The sequence below is a fragment of the Pseudoroseomonas cervicalis ATCC 49957 genome (genome assembly GCF_000164635.1).
Lineage (GTDB): Bacteria > Pseudomonadota > Alphaproteobacteria > Acetobacterales > Acetobacteraceae > Pseudoroseomonas > Pseudoroseomonas cervicalis.
The window spans coordinates 616,843-631,834 of the sequence record NZ_GG770777.1 but is presented as its reverse complement, the minus strand read 5'-3'; the positions used below and the strand labels follow the sequence as shown (position 1 = coordinate 631,834).

Below are 14,992 nucleotides of genomic sequence, written 5' to 3'. Positions count from 1 at the left end.
CAACTCGTCTTTCCCCGGCATCGCCCGTCAGATGCGCGTGGTGCGCAGGCGCAGTGCGTTGCCGATCACCGAGACCGAGCTCAGCGCCATGGCCAGGGCCGCGACGATGGGGCTGAGCAGCAGGCCCAGCACCGGGTAGAGCACACCCGCCGCCAGCGGCACCCCGGCCGCGTTGTAGACGAAGGCAAAGAACAGGTTCTGCCGGATGTTGCGCATGACCGCACGCGACAGGAGCCGCGCCCGCGCGATCCCCGCGAGGTCGCCCTTCACCAGCGTCACGCCCGCGCTCTGCATGGCGACATCAGTGCCGGTGCCCATGGCGATGCCGACGTCGGCCTCCGCCAGCGCCGGAGCGTCGTTGACGCCATCGCCCGCCATGGCGACGACCTTCCCCTGGGCGCGAAGTTCCCGGACGATGCGGTGCTTGTCCTCGGGCAGCACGTCGCCCTGAAACTCCTCGATGCCGAGCCTGCGGGCCACCGCCTCCGCCGTCGTGCGGTTGTCGCCCGTCAGCATGACGATGTGGATGCCGCTGGCACGCAGGCTCTCCAGCGCGGCGGGCGTGCTCTGCTTGACAGGGTCGGCGACAGCGATGACGCCGCCCGGCGCGCCGTCCACGGCCAGGAACAGCGCCGTGCCGCCCTCGCGCCGGAGCTCGTCGGCCTTGGCAACGAGGTCGCCCAGTTCCACGCCAAGCTCCTGCATCAGCCGCGCGTTGCCCAGCGCGACCTGGCGCCCGCCCACGGTGCCGGTCACGCCCTTTCCGGTGATGGAGGCGAAGCCGGAGGGTTCGCCGAAAGCCACGCCGCGCTCCTTGGCCGCCGCCACCACAGCGGCCGCCAGCGGGTGCTCGCTGGAGCGCTCCAGGCTGGCGGCCAGCGGCAGCACCTCGGCCTCGGTCAGGCCCGGCCCAGGAACCACGGCCACGACCTTGGGCTTGCCCTCGGTGAGCGTGCCAGTCTTGTCCACCACCAGGGTGTCGACCTTCTCCATGCGCTCGAGCGCCTCGGCGTTCTTGATGAGCACGCCCGCGGACGCTCCCTTGCCGACGCCCACCATGATGCTCATGGGCGTGGCCAGGCCGAGCGCGCAGGGGCAGGCGATGATGAGCACGGAGACGGCGGCGATCAGCCCGTAGGAGAGCGCAGGCGACGGGCCCCACACCGCCCAAGCGACGAAGGCGGTGACGGCGATGACGATGACCGCTGGGACGAACCAGCCCGCCACCGTGTCGGCCATGCGCTGGATGGGCGCCCGGCTGCGCTGTGCCTCGGCGACCATGGCGACGATGCGCGAAAGCATGGTGTCGGAGCCGACCTTGTCCGCCCGCATCACCAGCGCGCCGGTGCCGTTCACCGTGCCGCCAATGACCTTGGCGCCGGGCTGCTTCTCCACGGGCAAGGATTCGCCGGTGACCATGGACTCGTCCACGGCGCCGCTCCCCTCCAGCACCTCGCCGTCCACCGGCACGCTCTCGCCCGGGCGCACGCGCAGCCGGTCGCCCGCATGCACCTCGGCCAGCGGGATCTCCTCGTCCTCGCCGTTTTCCTTGAGGCGCCGCGCGGTCTTGGGCGCCATATTCAGAAGCGCGCGGATGGCGCCGCCGGTCTGCTCGCGGGCGCGCAGCTCGAGCACCTGGCCGAGCAGGACGAGCACGGTGATGACGGCGGCGGCTTCGAAGTAGACGGCCACCGTGCCGTCCATACCGCGGAACCCATCCGGGAAGACGCCAGGCGTGAAGGTCGCGACCAGGCTGTAGAGGTAGGCGGCGCCGGTGCCGAGCGCGATCAGGCTGAACATGTTCAGGCTGCGGTTCACAACCGATTGCCAGCCGCGCACGAAGAACGGCCAGCCCGCCCAGAGCACCACAGGCGTCCCCAGGAGGAACTGGAGCCACACCGAGACCCTGGGTGGCACCAAGTGGTGCAGGCCGAGGCCCGGAACATGCGAGCCCATCTCCAGGATGAAGATTGGCAGGGTGAGCACGAGGCCGACCCAGAACCGCCGCGTCATGTCGGCGAGTTCCGCGTTGGGCACGGCCTCGGCGGTGACCTCCAGCGGCTCCAGGGCCATCCCGCAGATGGGGCAGCTGCCCGGTCCCTGCTGGCGGATCTCGGGGTGCATCGGGCAGGTGTAGGTAGCGGCCTTCTGCGCCGCCGTCGGGGCAGCCGCCTGCTCAGGCTTCAGGTACTTGCCGGGATCTGCCTCGAACTTCCCCTTGCATCCAGCCGAGCAGAAATGGAACGCGGCACCACCGTGGTGGGCGTGGTGCGGCGTCTTGGCCGGGTCGACGGACATGCCGCAGACCGGGTCACGAGCCTTGGCCTCCATGTCGTTCGCTGGCATGCGCCCACCGTGGTGGGCGCCGTGACCGTGATGGTGGTGTTGATGCTCGTCCATCTGCGGGGTTCCTCCGCGGCTGCTGTGGCCGACACTCGGCTGTTCCCGGAGGTGGGGTTTCCCAATGTGGGAAGGTCAAGCGGGCAGCGGGCGTGTCGCGGCGCCTTGACCTTCCCACAGGGGCAAGCCCCACCTGTGATGCGGTTATCCGCAGGGAGAGCACGATGTACCGCTTCGACATTCCAGGCATGAAGTGCGGCGGCTGCGCCAAGAAGGTGGAGCGCGCCGTCAAGGAGAAGGACGCCTCGGCTGGGTTCGCCGCGGACGTCGAGAACAGGCGCGTCACCGTGACCTCCTCCGTCCCCCGGGCGGAGTTCGCCGCCGCGATCCAGGCAGCGGGCTACGCCAACGATGCGGCCGCCTAGGACGCTGGGCGAGGCCATGTGACGGGGCGCTCCGTGGCGCCCCGCCGGGTCGGTCAGTGGTTCATCATCTGACAGTGCTGCATCATCTGCTGCATCTGCGGCGACAGGGTGCCCTGCTGGGCCTGCGCCTTCATCTGCTGGCAGTGCTGCATCATCTGCTGCATGTTCATGCCGCCCATGTTGTGGCCCTGCATGCCCTGACCCTGCATCTCGGACATGTTGTGGCCGGGCATGGAGCTCATGCCGCCCTGGGCGGCCGAGGTGGCCGTGGCGGCGGACGAGCCAGGCGGGGTGCCCGCGGCCGGGGGCAGGGACATCTGGGACGAGGTGGGAGTGGCGGCCGGGGGACCGCCGGGCTGCGCGCAGGCGGCGAGACCGAGCAGCAGGGTGGCAGCCAAGGCGATCTTGCCGGTCGCCTTCGATATGATTTGGACCATGTGTCCTCCTAGGGGTGGCAGGGGTTCTGCAGGCGCCCTGGCCCATCGAGACGGGCCAGGGTGACGACGATGCGTGGCGCGCGGGGGCAGGGGGCAGCCGACGACGCCATGCACGACGTTGGTTCGGGCAGGCTCCCGGAGGGCCCGCCGCAGGAGTGGGTCACGGACGCGCTCACACGGCCTCCAGGCCGCGGAAGCGCATCCACGGCCGCCAGGCGCCGTCGCGTCCGAAGGTGACGACCTCGTAGGTGGAAGGCTCCGCTCCCGGCACCTCCATCCCCGGCACGCCGACGGGCATGGCGGGCACGGACAGCCCGGCGACTCCCGAAGGAGCCTCCCTGAGCAGCCGCCGGATGGCGGCCGCGGGAACATGGCCTTCCAGGGCGTAGCGGCCGACCTTCCCCGCGTGGCAGGACATCAGGTCTGGAGGCGTTCCGAGCGCCTGCCGGTGCGGGCCGACGGCGTCCACCAAGTTGTCCGCCACCTCGAAGCCCTCGGCCCTCAGGTGCTCGACCCAGCCGCCGCAGCAGCCGCAGGTCCGGTCCCGCCACGCCTCCACCTTGGGCGGCCCGCCGCAGGCGGCGGGCAGCACGGCCAGGCCGAGCAGGCCAGTGGCGAGGCTCCGGCGCGTGGTCCAGGTGGGCATCGTCATTCTCCTAGGCTGGCCTGGGCAGGCGGATGCTGGCGCGCAGCCCGCCGTCCGCGAGGTTCTGCAGCGTCACCGAACCGCCGTGGCGGCCGATCGCCTGGCGCGCGATGGCCAGCCCGAGACCCGAGCCGCCGGTGCCGCGGTTGCGGGATTCCTCCAGGCGGTAGAAGGGCTGGAAGACGCTCTCCAGCTTCTCCTCCGGTATCCCGGGCCCCGCGTCCTCGACGCGGACCACGAGTTCCCGGCCCATGTCGGACAGCGTCACGCGGGCGGAGGTGCCGTACTTCACCGCGTTGTCGATGACGTTGGCGAAGGCGCGCTTGAGGGCGACGGCCCGGCAGGGGAGCCGCGCCTGTGGCGGCCCCTCGTAGGTGACCGACTTGCCCATGTCCTCGGCGTCGCCGCAGAGGGTCTGGAGCATCGCCGCGACGTCGGAGGACCGGACCTCCTCCTGCTCCTCGTCGCCCCGCAGGTAGGCGAGCGTGGAGCCGATCATGGCGTCCATCTCGTCGAGGTCGGCGTCGATCTGCCGCTGCACCTCGACGTCGTCCAGGAAGCCCGCCCGCAGGCGCAGGCGCGCCAGCGGCGTGCGCAGGTCGTGGCTGACGGCCGCCAGCGCCTGGGTGCGGTCGGCGATGAGGCGGTCGATGCGCGCCTGCATGCGGTTGAACGCCTGGGCCGCCTGCCGGACCTCGCGGGGGCCCTCCTCGGGCACGGTGACCGTCTGGCCAGGCCTGCCGATGCGGTCGGCTGCGTTGGAGAGCTGCCGCAGCGGCCGCGCGATCAAGCGAACCACCAGCAGTCCGAGCACCAGGATGCCGACCGCCATTGCGGTCGTGGAGAGCAGCGTGGCGTGCTCCGGCTGCGCCTGCAGCGGGTCGGCGTGGTACCAGAGGTGGCTGCCGTCCGGCAGGCCGACTGCGCCTTCCGCCTCCATGTGACCCGTGAGCGCGAGGTCCTGGGCGGCCGTCGCGCCCGCCGCGCCGCCGGTTTGCCAGCGTACCTGGAAGCCCGGCGAGGACAGGGCCTGCGCCACCGCTTCCCGCGCGTCCGCTGGCACCATGCCAACGGCTCGGGCGGCGGCGGCGACACGCTCGGCGGTGACCTTCTGCTGCGTGCTCCCCAGCAGGATGTCGCTGCCCGTCTGGTGCAGCCACAGGCTGCCGACATGGAAGGCCATCAGGCCCACCAGCAGCACCAGGATGATGCGGCCCGCCAGGGTGCCGGGCAAAAGGCGGCTCACCGGCGCGCCACCGCGGGGACGAACATGTAGCCCGCGCCCCGGACGGTCTTGATGACGGCCGGGCTGTCGGGCAGCGGTTCCAGCTTGCGGCGCAGGCGGCTGACCATCACGTCCACCGAGCGGTCGACGCTGTCCGAGATGCGGTTGCGGGCGAGGTCCAGCAGCTGGTCCCGCGACAGGACGCGCTGCGGATGCTCGCAGAAGGCCAGCAGCAGGTCGTACTCGCCGCTGGACAGGTCGACCGCCGAGCCGTCCGGCGCCGCCAGTTCGCGGCGCCGCGTGTCGAGCACCCAGTCCGAGAACACCATGCGGTCGCCGCTGACCATCCCGGCCCGGTTCGCGCCCGCCTGGGCGCGCCGCAGGACGGCCCGGATCCGGGCCAGCAGCTCCGGGCGGCTGAACGGCTTGGGAAGGTAGTCGTCGGCGCCGAGCTCGAGGCCCACCACCCTGTCGGCCTCCTCGCCGCGGGCGGTCACCATGATGATCGGGACCTCCGACCTGGCGCGGATCGTCCGGCACAGGTCGAGGCCGGACTGGCCCGGCAACATCACGTCCAGCAGCACAAGGTCCACCGGCGACAGCGCCATGGTGTCCCACATCTCGGCACCGTTCCGCGCGCCCGTCACCCGGAAGCCATTCTGGCGCAGGAGCTTGGCGATGAGGGTGCGCATCTCCCCGTCGTCCTCGACGACGAGGATGTGGGCTTCGAGGGGAAGGGAGCTGGTGCGCCCCTCCCGCTCGGCGTCAGGGCCGACCGGCGGCACCGGCGAGGACACCCAGCTTGGCCCGTGCCTTCGGAGCGAGGCCGGGGGCGGATGCAGCCTTCGCTGCGAACTCGTTCATGTCGGCGTCTCCCACCACGATCAGGGCAACCATCCCCAGGCCAGTGTGGGGCGTGCACTGCACCGGGTAAACGCCGGGGCTGTCGAAGGTCACCGTCGCCTCCGCGTTGAACGGCACGTTCAGGCTCGGCGCACCCGCGGGCCACAGAGCCTGGATGGGGGTCACGTTGTGGCCCTTGTCGGTCGGCTCGAAGCGGACGGCGCCGCCCACCGGGATGCGCACCAGGGCGGGGTCGTAGGCGAAGGTCTCGCCAGCCACAGGTCCGCGGTTCAGCTCGCGTACCGTGGCGGCAGGCTCCGCCGCGGCGCCCTGGCCGGTGGCGAGCAGGACGGCCAAGGCGGCCAGGGCGATGCGGATCGTCATGGCGCGCCTCAGAAGAACAGCCGGATGCCGGTCAGGAAGGACCAGCCGCCGACACCCTCGCCGTCGTTGCGGGCGTAGCGGGCCGTGTCGCCGAGCTTCCGCTCGTAGGAGACGCCGATGTAGGGCGACAGCTCGCGGGTGAACTCGTAGCGCAGGCGCAGGCCAGCCTCGATGTCGTTGATGCCGCTGCCGATGTGGAGCTCGGGCACCTTCTGGAGCGCGAAGTTGGCTTCGACGTTCGGCTGGAGCACCAGGCGCTGCGTGATGTAGGCGTCGTAGGACACCTCGGCACGCGCCGACAGGTCGCCGCGCTCGCTGACGAAGCCCTGGACATCCACCTCGAACATGCCGGGCGCCAGCCCCTGCAGGCCGATGACGCCGTAGAAGCGGTCCGGCCGCGGGCGGATGTCGTAGCGGACGCCCGCCTGGAGGTCCCAGTAGTAGCTGAGCAGGCGCGAGTAGAGCAGCTGGATCTCGGCGCTCTCGACACGCCCGTTGCGTGCCGTCTCGCCCTCGGTCTTCAGCCAGAAACGGTTGACGTCGCCGCCGTACCAGGCCTGGCCATCCCAGCGGCCGACGTTGGGACCGTCCAGGCCCCAGCCGTACTCCAGCTTCTCGAACAGCACCGCGCCCGTGAACACCTCATGGCTGAATGGCGGGTTCGTGCTGTGCTGCATCGCCTGGGAGCGCGCCGGTGCGGCCTGGAAGGTTCCCACGGCCAGGACGGCCATCGAGGCGATGGTGGTCAGGATGCTCTTGCTGTTCATGGCCGTCACCGAGCCGACGCCGTCTGGCGTGCCGGAACAACCGATACCTTGCGCATCATCCCGGTCTCCATGTGGTAGAGCATGTGGCAGTGGAAGGCCCAGCCGCCGAGCGCGTCGGCCTCGATGTCCACGTCGACCGTCGAGCCCGGCTTGATGTTGACCGTGTGCAGCAAGGGATTCTCGGCCCCGTTGCCGACCTGGGGCATCATCCACATGCCGTGTAGGTGCATCGGGTGGTTCATCATGGTCTCGTTGACGAAGCGGAAGCGCGCCCGCTCGCCCAGGTGCAGCTGGATGGGCTGCGCCTGGCTGAAGCTGTTGCCGTTGATGGACCAGAAGTACCGCTCCATGTTGCCGGTCAGCCGGATCTCGATGATCCGGGTTGGCTCGCGCACCGGGTAGAGCGGCTTGGCGGCCCGAAGGTCGCGGTAGGACAGCACCCGGGCGCCCGGCGGGGCGCCGACGTCGTTCACCAGCGGATCCGGCATCGCCATGCCGCCATGGCCCATGGTGCCGTGGTCCATGCCGCCCATCGCAGCTCCACCTGCGGCGCCGTGGTTCATGCCCGCCATGCCGCCCGAGGCGCCGTGGTTCATCCCGGCCATGGACGAGTGGTCCATGCCAGGCATGCTGCCGTGGTTCATGCCCGCCATGCCGCCCGAGGCGCCGTGGTTCATCCCGGCCATGGACGAGTTGTCCATGCCTGCCATGTTTCCGTGGTTCATGCCCCCCAAGGAGCCGCCCTGCGTGCCCACGGAGCTTCCGGCGGGCATCTGCATCGCAGAGTGGTCCATGCCACCCATGCCGCCCATGTCCATGGGCGCGACGTGGCCGGGGGCGTCCACCTCCGGCATCGGCGTGCCGCGGTCCAGGCCGCTCGGCCCGTAGTTCATGCCCATGTCGGCCATGGTCAGCACCGGACGCGGGCGGTGCGGCGGCAGCGGCAGGGCGGGGAGGCCCTCGCGCGTGGCCAGGCTGAACTGCGCGAAGCCCTGGCGACCCATCGATTCCGCCAGCACCTGGTACTGGCGTCCGTCGCGTGGGCGGACCAGCACGTCGAAGGTCTCGGCGGGGGCGATGCGGAACTCGTCCACGGTGACGGGGCGCACGTTGAGGCCGTGTGCCTGCACCACGGTCATCTCGAGACCGGGGATGCGCACGTCGAAGTGCGTCATGGCGCCGCTGTTGATGAAGCGCAGGCGCACCGTCTCGCCCGGCCGGAACGGCGCGGTGAAGTTCTGCGCCGGGGTGTGGCCGTTGACCAGGTAGGTGTAGCCGCCGACATCCTCGATGTCGGTCGGATCCATCCGCATGTCGCCCCACATGATGCGGTCGGAGACGATGGCGCGCCGCGAGGCGCCGTCCGGCGCCCGGCGGAGCTCGCTGACCAGGCTGGCCAGGGTGCGCTTGTTGTAGTTGTAGTAGCCGGGGTCCCGCTTGAGGTTGGCGATGACGTGGCTCGGTGTCTCGTCCGTCCAGTCCGACAGCTGGATGACGTAGTCGCGGTCGAAGCCGTGGGGATCCGGCGTCGCGGGGTCGATGACGATGGAGCCGTAGATGCCGGACTGCTCCTGCACGCCCGAGTGGCTGTGGTACCAGTAGGTCCCGGCCTGGACGAGGGGGAAGCGGTACTGGTGCGTCGCGCCCGCGTTGATGCCCTGGAAGCCGTCGCTGATGCCGGGCACGCCGTCCTGGCCGCTCGGCAGGATCAGGCCGTGCCAGTGGATCGAGGTGTGCTCGCGCAGCTGGTTGGTGACGTTGATCACCACCTCCTCGCCCTCGCGGAAGCGCAGGACCGGACCCGGGATCTGCCCGTTGATGGCCATGGCCGGGCGGCGGCGCCCGGTGATGTTGGCCGTGACGTGGGACAGTGTCAGGTTGAACTCGCGCGGCATCGCCCGCCCGATGGCGGGCTGCGCCAGGGCGGCGGGCGCCGCCGGGAACGCCAGGGCGGCGACCCCGAGGCCCAGCGCCTGCCGCCTGCTCAGCTTGTTGTCGGTCATCGTTCGATCCTTGGCCGCGGTTGGCAAGGCAGGGCCCTGCTTGCTGGTCAGCGCGTGAAGACGACGTTGCCCACCATGCCGGACTCGTAGTGGCCCGGGATGTTGCAGGCGAACTCGAGCTCGGCGGCCCTGGTGAACTTGAAGACCATCTCGCCGGTCTGACCGGGGTTCACCAGCACGGCGTTCGGGTCGTCGTGGCCCATAGTGGCGGCGCCGTGGTTCATGCCCGCCATCCTGGAGTGATCCATGCCAGCCATGGCGTCCTTGCTGGTCGCCGACATCATGCCGCTGTCGAACATGGCCTGCATCTCGCGCTGGTGCTGCCGGTGCATGGCGGCGGTGCCGATGTTGAACTCGTGCAGCAGCTCGCCCGCGTTGCGCACCCGGAAGCGGACGGTCTCCCCGGCACGGACCTGGATGCGCTGGGGCTGGTAGCTGTTGTCCCGCATGACGATGTCCACAGTCCGCTTGGCGTCCTGGGCGCGGCCGCGGGCGCCGAACGCCTCGTAGGCCGAGTCCGCCGCGGCAGGTTGGGCCGCGACGGCGCCGAGGGCCACGACGGCAACCGCGAGTGAGGTGACGAGACGCATCTGTGGACTCCCCGAGATAAGCGTGGGCGGAGCGCTGGAAGGTCCGCCCGCCGTAGGTGGAGCCAGGATGGCCGCCCAGTGCGAGCCGTAGATTGCCCGAGTGTGACAAGATATTTCAGCGGGCTGTCGAGCGCTGCGGGAGACGGATGCTCTCGGCGTTCGCATGTGCACGCCCAGCGGGCTTGACTTCGGTTTCAAATCGACCATGCTCGATATATGGATGTTTCAGACGCCTTGGCCTGCCTGAGCGCTTTGTCCCAAGGCACCCGCCTGGAGACTTTCCGGCTGTTGGTGCGCCACGAGCCCGAGGGCCTGCCTGCCGGTGAGGTGGCTCGCCAGCTCGATGTCCCGCAGAACACGATGTCCACGCACCTGGCGGTCCTGGCGCGGGCCGGGCTGCTGCGCTCCGAGCGCCTCAGCCGGTCCATCGTCTACCGGGCCGAAGTGGGGCGCCTGCGGGAGATGATGCTGTTCCTGGTCAAGGACTGCTGCGGTGGCCGCGCCGACCTGTGCCAGCCCCTGATTGCCGACCTGCTTCCCTGCTGCCCTCCTGAGAAGGCCGCCCGATGAGCGAAGTGACCATCTACCACAACCCCGCTTGCGGGACGTCCCGCAACACGCTGGCCCTCATCCGCAACAGCGGCGAGGACCCGGAAGTCATCGAGTACCTGAAGACGCCGCCGACGAGGGAGGTGTTGGCCGACCTCATCCGGCGCATGGGCGTGCCGGTGCGCGACGCTCTGCGCCAGAAGGGCACCCCCTACGAGGAGCTTGGCCTCGGCGACCTGTCACTGACCGATGACCAGTTGCTCGACGTGATGATGGCGCACCCCATCCTCATCAACCGGCCCATCGTGGTGACGCCGCTCGGCGTGAGGCTCTGCAGGCCATCCGAGGCGGTGCTGGACATCCTGCCAAACCCGCAGCGGGGCGCCTACGCCAAGGAAGACGGCGAGAAGGTCGTCGACGATCAAGGCCGCCGCCTGATCTGAGGCGGGGCGTCCGCCCCTTCCCATTCCTCGACCCGACGAGCCACGCCGCTGACCATGCCGGACCGCGGGTGGTCCGGCGCGCCCTGACGCCCGAGAGAACCCACCGCATGCTGGCCCTTGCCATCTTCGTCCTCACCCTCGTCCTGGTCATATGGCAGCCGCGCGGGCTCGGCATCGGCTGGTCCGCCATGGGTGGCGCCGCGCTGGCGCTGCTGACCGGCGTCATCGGCTGGGCCGACGTGCCGGTGGTCTGGGACATCGTCTGGGACGCCACCTTCACCTTCGTGGCCCTCATCATCATCTCGCTGCTGCTGGACGAGGCCGGGTTCTTCCAGTGGGCCGCGCTCCACGTGGCGCGCTGGGGTGGCGGCAACGGGCGGCGGCTGTTCCCGCTCGTCGTGGTTCTCGGCGCCGTCATTGCCGCCTTCTTCGCCAATGACGGCGCTGCCCTGCTGCTGACGCCCATCGTCATGGCCATCCTGCTGCGGCTCAACTTCTCCGCGGCCGCCACGCTGGCCTTCATTGTGGCCTGCGGCTTCGTGGCCGACACCACCAGCCTGCCGCTGGTCATCTCGAACCTCGTCAACATCGTCTCGGCCAACTACTTCGGCATCGGGTTCGACCGCTACGCCGCCGTGATGGCGCCGGTGAATCTGGTGGCGCTCGCGGCGACGCTTGGTGTGCTCTGGGCCTACTACGGACGCCAAGTGCCCGCCGCCTACGCGATGGACCAACTGGAGCGGCCAGGTGCCGCCATCCGCGACCACCTCGTCTTCCGCGCCGCCTTCCCGCTGCTGGCCGTGCTGCTGCTGGCCTACTTCGTCCTGGCGCCGCTCGGCGTGCCGGTTGCCGCCGTGACCGGCGCGGCCGCCCTGGTGCTGCTGGTGCTGGCCGGGCGCTGGCACCGGGGCGGCAACGGCGCCGCGGTCTCCATCCGCAAGGTGCTGGGCGAGGCGCCCTGGCAGATCGTCGTCTTCTCGCTCGGCATGTACCTGGTGGTCTACGGCTTGCGGAATGCCGGATTGACGGACCACTTGGCAGGCGCGCTGGAGTGGCTGGCCGGGCACGGGTTGTGGGCGGCGACCATCGGCACCGGCTTCGGTGCCGCGCTCATCTCCTCGGTGATGAACAACATGCCCAGCGTGCTGGTCGGCGCTCTGGCTATCGAGCAGGCCCAGGGCATCCCGCCCGCCATCCGCGAGGCCATGGTCTACGCCAACGTCATCGGCTGCGACCTCGGGCCGAAGTTCACCCCCATCGGCAGCCTGGCGACGCTGCTCTGGCTGCACGTGCTGGCTCGCAAGGGCACCACCATCACCTGGGGGCAGTACATGAAGGTCGGCCTCGTCATCACGCCGCCGGTGCTGCTGGCCGCGCTGGCCGCCCTGGCGCTGTGGCTGCCGGTGGTGGGCCAGCCGTGACCAACCTGACCTTCCGAACCCTGCAACAGATCCAGACGACGGGGAGACCCTGATGAGCTCCGACCTCGATCTCTCGCTGCCCAACGTGGCCGAAGACCACCTGGAGATGCCGGACCTTGCCCGGCTTGGCATTCCCGGCGCCAGCCAGCACCCGCCACGCATCCTGCTGCTCTACGGCTCGCTGCGGGAGCGGTCCTACAGCAAGCTGCTGACGCTGGAGGCCGAGCGCATCCTGCGCCGCCTGGGCGCTCAGACGCGGGTTTTCGACCCCCGCGACCTGCCGGTGGTCGACAGCGTGCCCGCCGACCACCCCAAGGTCACCGAACTCCGGGAACTCTCCCTGTGGTCCGAGGGTCAGGTCTGGTGCAGTCCGGAGCGGCACGGCGCCGTCACGGGCATCCTGAAGAACCAAATCGACTGGCTGCCGCTGGAGAACCGCGGCGTCCGCCCGACCCAGGGGCGCACGCTGGCGGTGATGCAGGTGTCCGGCGGCAGCCAGAGCTTCAACAGCGTCAACACCCTGCGCCTGCTCGGGCGCTGGATGCGGATGATCACCATCCCCAACCAATCCTCCGTGCCCAAAGCGCATGAGCAGTTCGACGAGGCGGGACGCATGCTGCCGGGGCCGCTCTATGACCGCGTCGTCGACGTCATGGAGGAACTGGTGAAGTTCACCCTGCTGACTCGTGACATTTCGAGCCACCTGACCGACCGCTACAGCGAGCGCAAGGAGCGGGCGGAGAAGCAGGCCAAGGCGGACTTGGCTAAGCTCTCGGGCGCCGTCGGATAGGCGCTGGAGCTCTCGTGCGGACAGTAGGCAAGAGAGGACAACCTCTGCTCGTGAACGGATAAAGACGTTTCCACTGACACCAAGCCCACGAGAAGGCCGGGCTCAGGTAGCTGACAGGATTGTTGGTGCGGCGCGTTATTGTTAACGAGAGTTAATCTCAGCTACCCGTCCACCGGGAAAGGCCCGCCATGACAAACACGAACTCCGTCACCTATCCCGCCATGCCCACGCTTCGCCGCCGCCACGCGCTCGCGCTGCTCGGCGCGGCTGGCTTTGCCCTGCGGACTGCACCGGCGCGTGCCGCCGCGGTGGAGAAGAGCGTGAAGCTGGCGCCCGGCCTCTGCGAACTGGTTGTCAGCACCACCACAGGCCTTGTGCATGTGGCGAGCACCGGCCCGCGCGGCGCCGACGACGCCAAGATCCTTGGCCTGGATCCGCGTACCCTGGAGGTCCGCTCCACCATCGAGCTCGGCGCGAACACAGCTTTCGGCCTCGGCGTGAACGACAGCACCGGCATGCTGTTCGGCACCGGCACGCGCAAAGGCAGGGTGCTCGCCATTGACCTCCGCACCGGCAAGGTCAAGACGGAGATCGGCGAGGGCGAGAACAACCATCCGCGGCAGGTCGTCGTGGACGAGGCGCGCAACCGCGCCTTCGTCTCCAACTTCGGCTTCCGGGAGAAGCCGAGCGCCGTGTGGGTGGTGGACACGGCTGCCAACACCCTCGCCAGCGTCATCACGGAAGGGCTGGAAGGGGGTATCTCGGGCCTTACCCATGACCCTGCGGGAGACCGGGTCTTCGTGGCCGCCTTGCAGACGAACGAGGTGGTGGAAGTGAGCCTTGCCCGCCGCGCCGGGGTGCGCCGCTTCGCCTCCGGCGGGGACGGGCCAATCAACTTGGCCTTCCACGCCGCCAGCGGGCGCCTGTTCTGCACCAACCAGAAGAGCGGCCAACTGGCCGTGCTGGATGCCGCGTCCGGCCAGCCGGTCAAGGTGCTGGAGACAGGTGCGGGCGCGCTGGCCGTCACCTTCTCGACCGACGGTGCGCTGGCCTATGTCACCAACCGTGGGGCTGGCACGGTCAGCCTGGTGGACACGCGCGCGCTGACCGTGCTGGCGAGCCTGCAGACCGGCACGCACCCGAACACCGTGGCCGTGGATCGGCGCACGGGGCTCGCCTATGTCAGCAACAAAGCCCGCTCGGCGCCGCGTCCTGCCCAGGGCCAGCCTCCGGCCCCGGCGCCCGAGGACCCGAACGGTGACACGGTGAGCCTGATCCGCGCCTAAGATCATGGCCGTTCCGGCGGGCAACCGCTGAAACGGCCCGGAGTGGACACGGCTGGGAAGAGCCGTGTGAACGGTCAGGCGCCAGTGCTGGGACCGAGGGCTTCGATGATGCGGCACTCCGCCACCTTGCCGTGGCGGCACTGTCCGATGAGGGAATCCAGTTCGCGGCGCAGTGCCTGGAGGTCGGCAATCTTCCGGTCCACATCCTCCAGGTGCTCGCTGGCGATGACGTCCACCGCGTCGCAGGAGCGCTCGCGGTCCTCGGCCAAGTCGAGCAGTGTGCGGATCTGATCCAGCGAGAAGCCGAGGTCCCGCGCACGCCGGATGAAGCTCAGGCGGCCAAGGTGGGCCTCGCCGTAGGTCCGGTAGTTCCCGGCGCTGCGGGCCGGGGCCGGGAGCAGCCCCACACGCTCATACCAGCGAATGGTTTCCACCTTCGTCCCGGTCGCCCTGGCGAGAGCGCCGATGTTCAGCAAGTTCTCCAAAGACATCACCTTGACCCTGTAGCGACTACAGGGTCTATATAAGACGTCATCAGTTCCCCGCAACCAGCGGGGACCCACCTGCGAAGGAGGCAAGCGATGGCGAATGGTGACACGGCAGCAGGAACATCGGTCGACCTGCGTTACCGGGTGGAGGGCATGGATTGCTCCGGCTGCGCCCTGAAGATCGAGGGTGCGGTCGAGCAGATCGGCGGCGCCGAGGACATCCAGGTCAACTACAAGACGCAGACCCTGGAGTTCCGCCTGAATGAGGCGACCACGCCACGCTCGGCCGTCGAGGAGAAGATCCGCGGTCTGGGCTACGGTGTCGCGGCCCTGGCGTAACCAACAGGAACAGGAT

The 14,992-nt window shown here is 69.7% G+C and carries 17 protein-coding genes; 7 read left to right on the top strand and 10 right to left on the bottom strand.

What is annotated here, in order from left to right; translation table 11 throughout:
- Positions 1-27: 27 nt before the first annotated feature.
- Positions 28-2,400, bottom strand: coding sequence for a heavy metal translocating P-type ATPase (locus HMPREF0731_RS02700; RefSeq protein WP_083854421.1), 2,373 nt, complete (start codon positions 2,398-2,400; stop codon positions 28-30).
- Between the two features lie 164 nt (positions 2,401-2,564).
- Here HMPREF0731_RS02700 and HMPREF0731_RS02695 point away from each other — a divergent pair, with 164 nt between their 5' ends.
- Complete coding sequence (locus HMPREF0731_RS02695) at positions 2,565-2,765, top strand: heavy-metal-associated domain-containing protein (protein WP_007002469.1); 201 nt, start codon at positions 2,565-2,567, stop codon at positions 2,763-2,765.
- A gap of 53 nt (positions 2,766-2,818) precedes the next feature.
- On the opposite strand, the gene HMPREF0731_RS02690 is transcribed toward HMPREF0731_RS02695, so the two are convergent.
- The 8 genes from HMPREF0731_RS02690 to HMPREF0731_RS02655 form a co-directional block, all read right to left on the bottom strand.
- Positions 2,819-3,163, bottom strand: a complete 345-nt coding sequence (locus tag HMPREF0731_RS02690) for a hypothetical protein (RefSeq protein WP_245538232.1) — start codon at positions 3,161-3,163, stop codon at positions 2,819-2,821.
- 211 nt (positions 3,164-3,374) lie between these two features.
- A complete protein-coding gene (locus tag HMPREF0731_RS02685) occupies positions 3,375-3,848 on the bottom strand; it encodes a DUF411 domain-containing protein (RefSeq protein ID WP_245538231.1) in 474 nt (157 codons plus the stop codon).
- A gap of 10 nt (positions 3,849-3,858) precedes the next feature.
- The gene (locus tag HMPREF0731_RS02680) at positions 3,859-5,082 is read right to left on the bottom strand and encodes an ATP-binding protein (protein WP_245538230.1); all 1,224 of its coding nucleotides are present in this window, start codon (positions 5,080-5,082) and stop codon (positions 3,859-3,861) included.
- Between the two features lie 8 nt (positions 5,083-5,090).
- On the bottom strand, positions 5,091-5,858 hold the full coding sequence (locus HMPREF0731_RS02675) for a response regulator (protein WP_040612217.1): 768 nt from the start codon (positions 5,856-5,858) through the stop codon (positions 5,091-5,093).
- Positions 5,839-6,300, bottom strand: coding sequence for a plastocyanin/azurin family copper-binding protein (locus tag HMPREF0731_RS02670; protein WP_007002464.1), 462 nt, complete (start codon positions 6,298-6,300; stop codon positions 5,839-5,841). Before HMPREF0731_RS02670 ends, HMPREF0731_RS02675 begins: the two co-directional genes overlap by 20 nt.
- 8 nt (positions 6,301-6,308) lie before the next feature.
- A complete protein-coding gene (locus HMPREF0731_RS02665) occupies positions 6,309-7,067 on the bottom strand; it encodes a copper resistance protein B (protein ID WP_007002463.1) in 759 nt (252 codons plus the stop codon).
- Positions 7,068-7,072: 5 nt separating this feature from the next.
- Positions 7,073-9,070, bottom strand: coding sequence for a copper resistance system multicopper oxidase (locus HMPREF0731_RS02660; protein WP_007002462.1), 1,998 nt, complete (start codon positions 9,068-9,070; stop codon positions 7,073-7,075).
- A 47-nt stretch (positions 9,071-9,117) separates the two neighbouring features.
- On the bottom strand, positions 9,118-9,660 hold the full coding sequence (locus tag HMPREF0731_RS02655; RefSeq protein WP_007002461.1) for a cupredoxin domain-containing protein: 543 nt from the start codon (positions 9,658-9,660) through the stop codon (positions 9,118-9,120).
- Positions 9,661-9,876: 216 nt separating this feature from the next.
- Here HMPREF0731_RS02655 and HMPREF0731_RS02650 point away from each other — a divergent pair, with 216 nt between their 5' ends.
- From HMPREF0731_RS02650 to HMPREF0731_RS02630, 5 genes are all read left to right on the top strand, one after another.
- Complete coding sequence (locus HMPREF0731_RS02650; protein ID WP_007002460.1) at positions 9,877-10,230, top strand: ArsR/SmtB family transcription factor; 354 nt, start codon at positions 9,877-9,879, stop codon at positions 10,228-10,230.
- A complete protein-coding gene (arsC, locus tag HMPREF0731_RS02645) occupies positions 10,227-10,652 on the top strand; it encodes an arsenate reductase (glutaredoxin) (protein ID WP_007002459.1) in 426 nt (141 codons plus the stop codon). Before HMPREF0731_RS02650 ends, arsC begins: the two co-directional genes overlap by 4 nt.
- Before the next feature lie 107 nt (positions 10,653-10,759).
- Complete coding sequence (locus HMPREF0731_RS02640; RefSeq protein ID WP_007002458.1) at positions 10,760-12,073, top strand: arsenic transporter; 1,314 nt, start codon at positions 10,760-10,762, stop codon at positions 12,071-12,073.
- A gap of 52 nt (positions 12,074-12,125) precedes the next feature.
- Entirely contained in the window at positions 12,126-12,863 is a 738-nt protein-coding gene (gene arsH, locus HMPREF0731_RS02635) for an arsenical resistance protein ArsH (protein WP_007002457.1), read from the top strand.
- Between the two features lie 188 nt (positions 12,864-13,051).
- Entirely contained in the window at positions 13,052-14,149 is a 1,098-nt protein-coding gene (locus tag HMPREF0731_RS02630; RefSeq protein WP_007002456.1) for a YncE family protein, read from the top strand.
- 74 nt (positions 14,150-14,223) lie between these two features.
- On the opposite strand, the gene HMPREF0731_RS02625 is transcribed toward HMPREF0731_RS02630, so the two are convergent.
- Complete coding sequence (locus HMPREF0731_RS02625; protein WP_007002455.1) at positions 14,224-14,640, bottom strand: MerR family transcriptional regulator; 417 nt, start codon at positions 14,638-14,640, stop codon at positions 14,224-14,226.
- 90 nt (positions 14,641-14,730) lie between these two features.
- On the opposite strand from HMPREF0731_RS02625, the gene HMPREF0731_RS02620 reads away from it, so the two are divergent.
- Positions 14,731-14,976 (top strand): heavy-metal-associated domain-containing protein, encoded by a 246-nt coding sequence (locus HMPREF0731_RS02620; protein WP_007002454.1) that lies wholly within the window; start codon positions 14,731-14,733, stop codon positions 14,974-14,976.
- Positions 14,977-14,992: the final 16 nt, after the last annotated feature.

Excerpts from the sequence above, each read along its gene's own strand:
- HMPREF0731_RS02700 (WP_083854421.1), bottom strand. The coding sequence starts at position 2,400 with ATGGACGAGCATCAACACCACCATCACGGTCACGGCGCCCACCACGGT.
- HMPREF0731_RS02695 (WP_007002469.1), top strand. The coding sequence starts at position 2,565 with ATGTACCGCTTCGACATTCCAGGCATGAAGTGCGGCGGCTGCGCCAAG.
- HMPREF0731_RS02685 (WP_245538231.1), bottom strand. The coding sequence starts at position 3,848 with ATGCCCACCTGGACCACGCGCCGGAGCCTCGCCACTGGCCTGCTCGGC.
- HMPREF0731_RS02670 (WP_007002464.1), bottom strand. The coding sequence starts at position 6,300 with ATGACGATCCGCATCGCCCTGGCCGCCTTGGCCGTCCTGCTCGCCACC.
- HMPREF0731_RS02665 (WP_007002463.1), bottom strand. The coding sequence starts at position 7,067 with ATGAACAGCAAGAGCATCCTGACCACCATCGCCTCGATGGCCGTCCTG.
- HMPREF0731_RS02660 (WP_007002462.1), bottom strand. The coding sequence starts at position 9,070 with ATGACCGACAACAAGCTGAGCAGGCGGCAGGCGCTGGGCCTCGGGGTC.
- HMPREF0731_RS02655 (WP_007002461.1), bottom strand. The coding sequence starts at position 9,660 with ATGCGTCTCGTCACCTCACTCGCGGTTGCCGTCGTGGCCCTCGGCGCC.
- HMPREF0731_RS02650 (WP_007002460.1), top strand. The coding sequence starts at position 9,877 with ATGGATGTTTCAGACGCCTTGGCCTGCCTGAGCGCTTTGTCCCAAGGC.
- arsC (WP_007002459.1), top strand. The coding sequence starts at position 10,227 with ATGAGCGAAGTGACCATCTACCACAACCCCGCTTGCGGGACGTCCCGC.
- HMPREF0731_RS02640 (WP_007002458.1), top strand. The coding sequence starts at position 10,760 with ATGCTGGCCCTTGCCATCTTCGTCCTCACCCTCGTCCTGGTCATATGG.
- arsH (WP_007002457.1), top strand. The coding sequence starts at position 12,126 with ATGAGCTCCGACCTCGATCTCTCGCTGCCCAACGTGGCCGAAGACCAC.
- HMPREF0731_RS02630 (WP_007002456.1), top strand. The coding sequence starts at position 13,052 with ATGACAAACACGAACTCCGTCACCTATCCCGCCATGCCCACGCTTCGC.
- HMPREF0731_RS02625 (WP_007002455.1), bottom strand. The coding sequence starts at position 14,640 with ATGTCTTTGGAGAACTTGCTGAACATCGGCGCTCTCGCCAGGGCGACC.
- HMPREF0731_RS02620 (WP_007002454.1), top strand. The coding sequence starts at position 14,731 with ATGGCGAATGGTGACACGGCAGCAGGAACATCGGTCGACCTGCGTTAC.